Annotated in this window: 8 protein-coding genes; 3 read left to right on the top strand and 5 right to left on the bottom strand. The window is 72.1% G+C overall.

Annotated features, from left to right (window positions below):
* Positions 1 to 228: 228 nt before the first annotated feature.
* Positions 229 to 1,566 (bottom strand): DivIVA domain-containing protein, encoded by a 1,338-nt coding sequence (locus E1200_RS27825; RefSeq protein ID WP_131955044.1) that lies wholly within the window; start codon positions 1,564 to 1,566, stop codon positions 229 to 231.
* A 341-nt stretch (positions 1,567 to 1,907) separates the two neighbouring features.
* Positions 1,908 to 2,330 carry a methylmalonyl-CoA epimerase gene (gene mce, locus E1200_RS27820; RefSeq protein WP_131955043.1) on the bottom strand — a complete coding sequence of 141 codons (423 nt, stop codon included), beginning with the start codon at positions 2,328 to 2,330 and terminating at the stop codon, positions 1,908 to 1,910.
* Between the two features lie 107 nt (positions 2,331 to 2,437).
* Here mce and E1200_RS27815 point away from each other — a divergent pair, with 107 nt between their 5' ends.
* Complete coding sequence (locus E1200_RS27815; protein WP_131955042.1) at positions 2,438 to 3,625, top strand: acetyl-CoA C-acetyltransferase; 1,188 nt, start codon at positions 2,438 to 2,440, stop codon at positions 3,623 to 3,625.
* A 163-nt stretch (positions 3,626 to 3,788) separates the two neighbouring features.
* Here the strand turns inward: E1200_RS27815 and E1200_RS27810 are convergent, their stop codons facing one another.
* Positions 3,789 to 4,496 (bottom strand): DUF4230 domain-containing protein, encoded by a 708-nt coding sequence (locus E1200_RS27810; RefSeq protein ID WP_131955041.1) that lies wholly within the window; start codon positions 4,494 to 4,496, stop codon positions 3,789 to 3,791.
* Between the two features lie 143 nt (positions 4,497 to 4,639).
* Between E1200_RS27810 and E1200_RS27805 the strand changes: the two genes are divergently transcribed.
* Positions 4,640 to 4,933 (top strand): DUF3817 domain-containing protein, encoded by a 294-nt coding sequence (locus tag E1200_RS27805; RefSeq protein ID WP_243708876.1) that lies wholly within the window; start codon positions 4,640 to 4,642, stop codon positions 4,931 to 4,933.
* Between the two features lie 47 nt (positions 4,934 to 4,980).
* Here the strand turns inward: E1200_RS27805 and E1200_RS27800 are convergent, their stop codons facing one another.
* Both E1200_RS27800 and E1200_RS27795 read right to left on the bottom strand, forming a co-directional pair.
* A complete protein-coding gene (locus tag E1200_RS27800; RefSeq protein WP_131955040.1) occupies positions 4,981 to 6,234 on the bottom strand; it encodes a hypothetical protein in 1,254 nt (417 codons plus the stop codon).
* A complete protein-coding gene (locus E1200_RS27795) occupies positions 6,227 to 7,054 on the bottom strand; it encodes an ATP-binding cassette domain-containing protein (protein ID WP_243708875.1) in 828 nt (275 codons plus the stop codon). The genes E1200_RS27800 and E1200_RS27795 overlap by 8 nt, the downstream gene beginning before the upstream one ends.
* Positions 7,055 to 7,528: 474 nt before the next feature.
* On the opposite strand from E1200_RS27795, the gene E1200_RS27790 reads away from it, so the two are divergent.
* A complete protein-coding gene (locus E1200_RS27790; RefSeq protein WP_165950493.1) occupies positions 7,529 to 8,485 on the top strand; it encodes a tetratricopeptide repeat protein in 957 nt (318 codons plus the stop codon).
* Positions 8,486 to 8,656 lie beyond the last annotated feature (171 nt).

Here is an 8,656-nt window from a genome sequence, read left to right as displayed (position 1 = left end):
CCTTGCGGCCGGTGGCGGGGCGGCTCGTGCCGGGGCTCGCCTCCGGCCCGTCCTCTTCGGGGGTCTGGTCGGGCACGCCGCTCTCCTCTTTCGTCCTGAGTTCCCGGGCACCCGTCCGAGGCCGCGGACGGTGCGCTACTGGGTCAGACGACGGAAAGCCTAGAGGCGTTGCCGCTGCCTCTAGGCTTTCCCGTCACGTTCCGGCCGCCGGTCAGGCGACCGGTCGGTTCACTCCTGCCACCAGTCCTCGTCGTCCTCGTCGGACTTCTTGGCCTGGGCCGCCTGCTTGGCGGGCGCGGCCTGCTTCGCCTGCTGGGCGGCGGGCTGCCGCGGCGGCTCGGCCTGCTGCGGGGCCGGCTTGGGCTCGGCCGCGGGGATCGCGGCCGGCTCCGGCGGCGCGGCCAGCTCGGGCTCGGCGCCCAGATTCGGCGCGACGCCACCGATCAGCTGGCGCAGCTGGTTGAGGTGGCTGGTGATGCTGTCGCGCTGGCGCGTCAGCTCGTCGACCTGGCGCTGCGCCGCCGTCCGGACGCGGTCGGCCTCGGACTTGGTCTCGGCGAGCAGCTGCTCGGCCTGCGACTTGGCCTCGGCGATGACGTTGTCGGAGTTCTTGCGCGCGTTGGCCATGAGCTGCTTGGCGTGCGAGTCGGCCTCGCGCCGGGTCTGCTCGGCCTGCTGGGTCGCCTTGGCGGCCCGCTGCTCGGCCGACGCGGCGCGCTGCTCCGCCTCGGCGACGAGCTTCTGCGTGGCGGCCTGGGCGGCCGAGTGGCGCTCGGCGTCCTGCCGGTCGGCCTCCTCGCGGCGGGCGGCCAGCTGGATCTCGAACTCGGCCTCGGCCTGGGCGCGCTGGGCCTCGCTCTCCTCCAGGATGCGCTGGGCCTGGGCCCGCATCTCGTCGGCCTGCCGCTTGGCGGTCGTGAGGATCTCGTCCCGCTCGCGCTTGGTGGACGCGCGCAGCTGCGCGACCTCGCGCTCGGTCGTGGTGCGGAGCTTGGCGATCTCCCGCTCGGCCGCGGCGCGCTTCTCGGCGACCTCGTGGTCGGCGGTCGCGCGCAGCTTGGCGACCTCGCGCTCGGTCGTGGAGGTCAGCTCGTCGGCCTCGCGGCGGGCGGAGGTGCGGACCTCCTCTGCCTCGCGCTCGGCCGCGTTGCGCATGTCGTCGCCCTCGCGCTGGGCGTTGGCGCGCAGTTCCGCGGCGTCGTTCTCGGCGGTGGCGCGCTGCTCGGCGGCGTCGACCTTGGCCGCGGCCTTGATCTCGTTCGCCTCGGAGCGGGCCGCCTGGACGAGCTCGGTGGCCTGTTCCTCGGCGAGCCTGAGCAGTTGCTCGATGCGCGCGCCGAGGCCGGAGTAGGTGGGACGTTCCTGCTCCTGCAGCTGCCGATGGGCGTCCGACAGCTCCCGCTGCAGGGCCTGGGTCTGCTCGCGGGTCTGCCGGACCTCGTTGTCGAGCGACTTGATGTGCTCGTCGACCTGGTGCCGGTCGTAGCCGCGGAGCACCACGTCGAATTCGCGCGGGGGCGTGTCTTCAAAGAAGTTGCTGAGCTGGGCGTCGATGTCGGACTGCATGTGGCTCAATCCTGATGTGACGGGGCTACGGGTGGTTCCGGGGACCGGTTGATCGCCTGGCATGACGGGCGCAGTGCCCCAGACCTCTTCCGGCGAATGAAGCGTACTCCGGACACTGCCGTGTTGGGGGCTCATCTTGACGCGCTGCGTGTTTTGTCCCTTTTATGGCCCCCGTCTCCGGGTCGGTCCCGGCCCAGGTACGGGCACCACAAATGCACCAGATGTGGCGGAACGGTCACAGAGCGGCAGTCGAAGGCTCGCCGTCCGCCGCAGTGATATCGAACACGTCACGATCCGGTCGCGCCCCTGTGGCGACGGCCCCGGAAGATCACCCGGCTCCGTCAGCGCTTCTGCACCAGCTCGGTGAGGACGCCGTGGCAGTCCTTCGGGTGCAAAAAGTTGATCAAGGATCCCATGGATCCGTTGCGCGGCGCGTCGTACAGGACCCGGACGCCCTTGCCCGCGATGCCGGCCGCCTCGTCCTCGACCGTCCCGTCGGTGCCGAACGCGATGTGGTGCACGCCCTCGCCGTTCTTCGCGAGCCACTTGGCCACCGCGGAGTCGTCCCGGATCGGTTCGAGCAGCTGCAGGTAGCTCGCCGCCCCGTCGCCGGTGTCGTTGATCTTGAGCATGCACTCCCGGACGCCCTGCTCCTCGTTCACCTCGAAGTGCGCGTCGGTGAAGCCGTAGGTCGCCTTGTAGAACTCGACGGTGGCGTCGAGATCGTGACAAGCAATGCCAATGTGGTCGATACGGGTCAGCATGGGCTTTCTCCCTACTCGGGCGGACAGGCGGGGGCGAACTGAACCGGACGAGGTTCTCCTGGGTATGGTGGCAAACGTCGCCGCAGCACCATCCTGGAGGCCCCCTCATGACCACGTCCGTGATCGTCGCCGGAGCACGCACCCCCATCGGGCGCCTGACGGGCTCGCTGAAGGACTTCTCCGCCGCCGATCTCGGAGCGCACGCGGTCAAGGCGGCGCTGGAGCGCGCCGGGATCACCGGTGACCAGGTGCAGTACGTGATCCTCGGCCAGGTGCTGCAGGCGGGCGCCGGCCAGATCCCGTCCCGGCAGGCGGCCGTCAAGGCGGGCATCCCGATGAACGTCCCGTCGATCACGATCAACAAGGTCTGCCTGTCCGGCCTCGACGCGATCGCGCTCGCCGACCAGCTGATCCGGGCCGGCGAGTTCGACATCGTCGTCGCCGGCGGCATGGAGTCGATGACCCAGGCCCCGCACCTGCTGCCGAAGTCGCGCGGCGGCTACAAGTACGGCTCGGTCGAGGTCCTCGACCACATGGCCTACGACGCGCTCACCGACGCGTTCGACGGCGTCTCCATGGGCGAGTCGACCGAGCGCCACAACGCGAAGCTGGGCATCTCCCGCGAGGAGCAGGACGAGTTCTCCGCCCGCTCCCACCAGCGCGCCGCCGAGGCCGTCAAGAACGGCCTGTTCGACGACGAGATCGCCCCCGTCGAGATCCCGCAGCGGCGCGGCGAGCCGGTCGTCTTCTCCGCCGACGAGGGCGTGCGCGGCGACACCACGGCCGAGACCCTCGGCAAGCTGCGCCCCGCCTTCAGCAAGGACGGGACGATCACCGCCGGCTCGTCCTCGCAGATCTCAGACGGCGCCGCCGCCGTCGTCGTGATGTCCAAGGCCAAGGCCGAGGAGCTCGGGCTGACGTGGCTCGCCGAGATCGGCGCGCACGGCAACGTCGCCGGCCCCGACAACTCGCTGCAGTCCCAGCCCGCCAACGCGATCAAGCACGCGCTCGGCAAGGACGGCCTCGACGTCGCCGACCTCGACCTCATCGAGATCAACGAGGCGTTCGCCTCCGTGGGCGTCCAGTCGATGCGCGACCTCGGCGTCGGCCCGGACAAGGTCAACGTCAACGGCGGCGCCATCGCCCTCGGCCACCCGGTGGGCATGTCCGGCGCCCGCATCGTCCTGACCCTCGCCTACGAGCTGAAGCGCCGCGGCGGCGGCCTCGGCGCCGCCGGCCTCTGCGGCGGCGGCGGCCAGGGAGACGCGCTGCTTATTCGTGTCCCGACCCGGTAGCTCGCCTAGCGGCTCGCCACCGATCGGACCACGCGCGATCGCTGCATCGCTCCGACTCGCCTAGCGGCTCGCTGCGCGATCAGGTTCCTCGCAGGCTCGGAACCTGCCTTCGGTCGCGATCGCGACGGTTGAGGTCGTCGCGCGGTCGCGGCGGTGGCTGAGGTCACTGGGGGTTCTGCTGCTGTTGGACGGTGACCTTGGTGAAGCCTAGGGCGCGGAGCATGTTCTCCAGCATCGTCTTGGTGTTGGCGTCGGCGCGCTGCTTGAGGCCGCTCTGGTCCGCGGCGGTCTGGATCTTCTGGGCCGCCAGGACGTAGAGCTGCTGCTGGTTGTTGGGGTTGCTGCTGAAGAAGTCGCCGAAGCGGTCGATCAGGCCGCGTTCGGTGGAGTAGACGTAGCTGTTCTTCTGGTCGAGGTTGGTCCGCTCGAGCTGCGCGGGCGGCAGCGTGATGGTCGCGGCCGTCCGGTCGGCGTTCACCTGGACGGCGCCGTCGCCCACCTTGGAGAAGTCGACGTAGGCGTCCACGGAGCCGTTGCCGACGAACAGCGTGCGGTTGCCGCGCAGGGAGTCCGGGAGGAACTTCGCGTCCTTCTCCAGGTCGACGACGACCTGGAAGTTGCCGCTGGCCGCCTCGTAGCGGTGCAGGTCGCGGATCGACTTCAGCAGGACGGGCCCGCTGCGGTCCTTCGTCTCCACGCCGAACGGGTTCAGCCAGCCGGGGAGGCCGCGCAGCGCCTGCTGGGCCACCAGCACGATCGCGATGGTCGCGATGATGAGCAGTGCGGGGGTGAGCAGTCCGCGCCACCGTGGCCGGGACCGGACGGCGGACGGCGATCGGGGGGAGTCCTTCTTCGATTCCGAGCGAGCCATGTACGGGACATTCCCGCAAGGACCGTCCCTTACCTGTCGAGCCGGTTAGCTCCGTGTCCGTGTGAGCGAAGCCATAGTGTGAAGGGAAACCCGGGCGGGGAGCCGCACGTTGCCCCGGCGTGGACATGATTCGCGTTTTCCGTGTGGTCTCCATCGCCGAGGCGGTCTCCTTCCTGGCCCTGCTGCTGATCGCGATGCCGCTGAAGTACGGCGCGGACGCGGAGGTCGGCGTCCAGCTGGCCGGCCCGATCCACGGGGTCCTGTTCATGGCCTACGTCGGGATGGTGTTCCTCGTCCGCGACCCGCTCGGCTGGGACCTCAAGCGCACGGTCCTCGCGGCGGCCGCGGCCGTGCTGCCGGTCGCGCCCTTCTTCGTCGAGCGCCACTGGACCAGGCCGCCGCACACGGCGGGTGCGCCCGCCTCAAGCACCCCGTAGGAAGTCACTCGGCACGGGCCGCCTTCACCTTCGCGTCCACCAGTGCGCTAAGCGCCCCGTAGGAAGTCACTCGGCCCCAGGGTGCAGGAGCGGTAGTCGGCGAAGTTGAGCCGCAGCCAGGCGCGGCGGCGCGCTTCGCTCCAGGAGGCGAAGCGGCGGGCGGCGCGGGCGTCGGGGACGGCCGGCGGAGCCTCGTCGAGGAGCCAGGCGTCCACCAGCGCGCGGTAGTGGTCGGGGACGTCCGGGGAGGCCGCGCACGCGTGCACATCGCGGAGGCTGCGGCTGATCTGCCGGACGGCCCGTGCCGCGTATCCGGGTGAGAGCGTCTCGTCCAGGTGGACGGTGGCGACGCCGCCCGACACCGAGACGGGCTTCCACGCCGGGCGCTGCTCCACGCGCGTGAACGCGCCGGGCGTGTCGCTGAGGCGCGCGGCGAGGGGGGTGGCCGCCGCCGTCAGGCCGGGCAGCGCGTTGCGCAGCGCGGGGTGGACGCACACGGTGATCGGCCACTCCCGGCACACCGGTTCGGCGTGGACGGGCGTGACCGTCCCCTCGGAGGTGCGCAGGCCGAGCGTGGCGGTGCCCGTCGCGGCCAGCGCGACCAGCAGCGGGAGGACGACCAGGAACCGCCGCGTCACCCACACGACGTAGCCGAGGATCAGCGCGGCGGTCAGTCCGGCCGTCCAGGCGACCTGGTCGAGGAGCACGCGGGGGCGCAGGGTGGTGAACAGGGCGATGTGGTCGAATCCGGCCGGGGGAAGCAGGCTCCACCACGACATTCCGGGCACGCGGAGCGCGGCCCACAGCGACGTCACGACGAGGACGAGCCCGGCCGTGGCGCGGTGCGGCACGGCGCGTCCCATGAGGTAGCCGGCGACGACGTGCAGCACGAGCGACGTCGCGCCCGCGGCCACGCCCACGAGGTAGAGGTGCCCGGCGCCGTCCCGGGCGAGGGTGACGACGACGACCAGCGTCGTGACCGTGGCGTAGGAGAGCAGCGCGGCGACGGAGAGCAGGAGCAGGTCGAACAGCGCGCCGGTGGCGGGCGAGCGCGCCGTGAGGTCGCGCAGGTAGTCGAGCGGACGTTCCCGGACCGTGGTCCACGCGGCGAGCGCCGCGGCGACGGGGCCCACGAAGCGGACCGCGTTGATCAGGGCGACGACGGCGTTGTCCCAGTACGCGACGGCCGGGTAAAGCGACGGCGCGGCGGCGGCCGTCCCCACCGCGGTGAGGACCGGCATCGCGATCAGCAGCGCCGTGCGGCGGGCGTCCAGCCGGAGCACCCGCCCGAGGTCAGACACCGGTGGCGCTTCCGGCGGGCGGCCTGCGCACCCGGAGCCTCGCCAGCTGCGGCAGCGGCACGCTCGGCAGCGTCATCTGCGGCGGCGCGGGCCGCGCGGGCCGGCGCTTCACCGGGACGAGCGGGGGCGGCGGCCCGGCCTGGTCGGCGGCGCGGCGGTCGGCGGCGCTCCGGCCGCGGCGGGCGCCGGCCGAGCCGGTGGCCTGCTCGGTCAGCCGGCCCCGGGCGAGCGTGAGGAGGCGGTCGCACCAGCCGGTGAGCGTCTCGGGGGCGTCGGCCGTGACGAGCACCGCCGGGGCGAGCGTGCGCAGCACCGGGACGAGCTCGGCCATGGCGGCGGTCAGCGCGTGCCGCCCGGGGCCGCCCGCGCCGGTGGGCCAGGGCTCGGCGGCGGCGCACAGCTCGCCGAACGGGTCGTCCAGCAGCAGGATGTCGGGCTCGTGGACGCACGCCGCGGCGAGCCCGGCGCGCAGCCGGACGTCGGGCGGCAGCAGCGCCAGCTCGGTCCCGGCGGCCTCGGCGAGGTCGAGGCGCCGCACGACGGAACGCGCGGCGGACGCGCTCGTCCGCTTGTAGTAGGCCGCGTACTCGACGAACTCCCCGGCCGTCATGTGCTCCGCCCGGGTGAACCGGGCGGGCAGGTAGCCGATGGCGGCCCGCGCGGCCCGTACCCCGGCGGCGTGCGCGACGTCGTGTCCGAGGATGTGCAGCGCGCCGGCGTTCGGCCTGCGCAAGGTCGCGAACGTGGCCAGCAGAGTGGATTTACCGGCACCAGGTGGACCGGCCAGGCCGACCACGCCTTCGGGCACGCCGAAGGTCACCGGGCGCAGGAGCCACCGCCCCCCGCGGCGGACACCCAATCCTCGGGCCACGATCACGGAATGCTCCGCGATCACAGATTTCCCCCCATTGCTCGTCATGCCCTCGCGGCGCCGGGGCGCGATTCCCGTGTCCGGGTACGTCCGCGGTGGCCTAGGTCCCCCAACCTGCCATGCGGTGCCCGCCGTCCCCGCCGCCGTTCGGCGGCCCGGCGCGCGGTCGCTTTTGCCGTGCCGCGATGCATCGACATCGTGACTATAACCGGGCTTGGTGATGGCTGCCAGCAATCTTTTCGCCTTTACAGCAGGACGTCTCGAATCTTTGCCGGACGCCCGCGGTGGTGAATTCCAAAAAAGACGACAAAGGCTGAATTGTGCGACTAATTGCGGCGAGTCCGACCTCCGGGGCCGGGCGCCGCGCTCCGCTGGGAGCGGACGCGCGCACGGCGACGCGCGCTCATGGGGCAGGATGGACCCATGCCTTCTCGGGACTTTTCGTTGCACGGGGCCATCGACCTGGGGGCGCGTCAGTCGGCCGCCAGGAAGCAGCAGGGACGCCAGGCCCAGCCCGGCGGTGCGGACGCCGGTGCCGGCGCCGCCACCGGCCAGTACGTCGTGGACGTCACCGACCAGACCTTCAACACCGAGGTCGTGGAGCGGTCGCAGTCCGTTCCCGTCCTCGTCGACTTCTGGGCCGAATGGTGCGGCCCGTGCAAACAGCTCGGCCCCATCCTGGAGAAGCTCGCCACCGAGGCGGCCGGCAAGTGGATCCTGGCGAAGGTCGACATCGACGCCAACCCGCAGCTCGGCGCGTACATGCAGCAGATGGGCGTGCGCGGCATCCCGTTCGTGGCGGCCGTCGTCGCCGGGCAGCTCCTGCCCTTCCTGAACGGCGCCGCCCCCGAACCGCAGGTGCGCCAGGCCATCGACCAGCTCTTCGAGGCGCTCCGCAAGGAGGGCATCCTGCCCGACGCCCCGGAAGGCGAGCAGCCCGCCGGCGCCGCGGACGCGCCGATGGCCGACCCGGTGACCCAGCGCGCCGAGGAGGCCCTGCAGCGCGGCGACCTGGACGGCGCCAAGGCCGCCTTCGAGGAGATCCTCGCCGCCGACCCGCGCGACTCCCGGGCCAAGCAGGGCATCGCGCTGGTCGATCTGAGCAAGCGGGTCCAGGAGCTGGACGACCCCGAGCGCACCCTCCAAGAGGCCGCCGCGAAGCCCGGCGACGTCCAGGCGCAGATCCGCGCGGCGGACGTGGAAATGATCTCCGGCCTGATGGAGCAGGCATTCGAACGCCTCGTGACCGCGGTGCGCGGCACCGCGGGCGACGACCGCGACACAGCACGCAAACACCTGCTGTCGCTGTTCGAACTCCTCCCCCCGGACGACCCGCGAGTGACAAAGGCACGCAGGTCCCTGCAGTCAGCGCTGTTCTAGCCCAGGGGGCGACCCCAGGGGGCGGCCCCCTGCAACCCGGCGTCGGCACTACGAGCCGTGGAGCGGTTCTGGGTGGGGGTGCGGTGGGCATTTACTGGGGGTGAGTGCGCACGTTGTTACTCTTTCGGCCGCTTTCGGGGCCGGGGGGTCGGTTGTCGGGCACGGGGTGGC

Origin of the sequence: Actinomadura sp. GC306 (genome assembly GCF_004348665.1) — a bacterium.
Taxonomy (GTDB): domain Bacteria; phylum Actinomycetota; class Actinomycetes; order Streptosporangiales; family Streptosporangiaceae; genus Spirillospora.
Note: the sequence above shows the minus strand (reverse complement) of the source record. Positions and strands in the feature narration are given on the sequence as shown.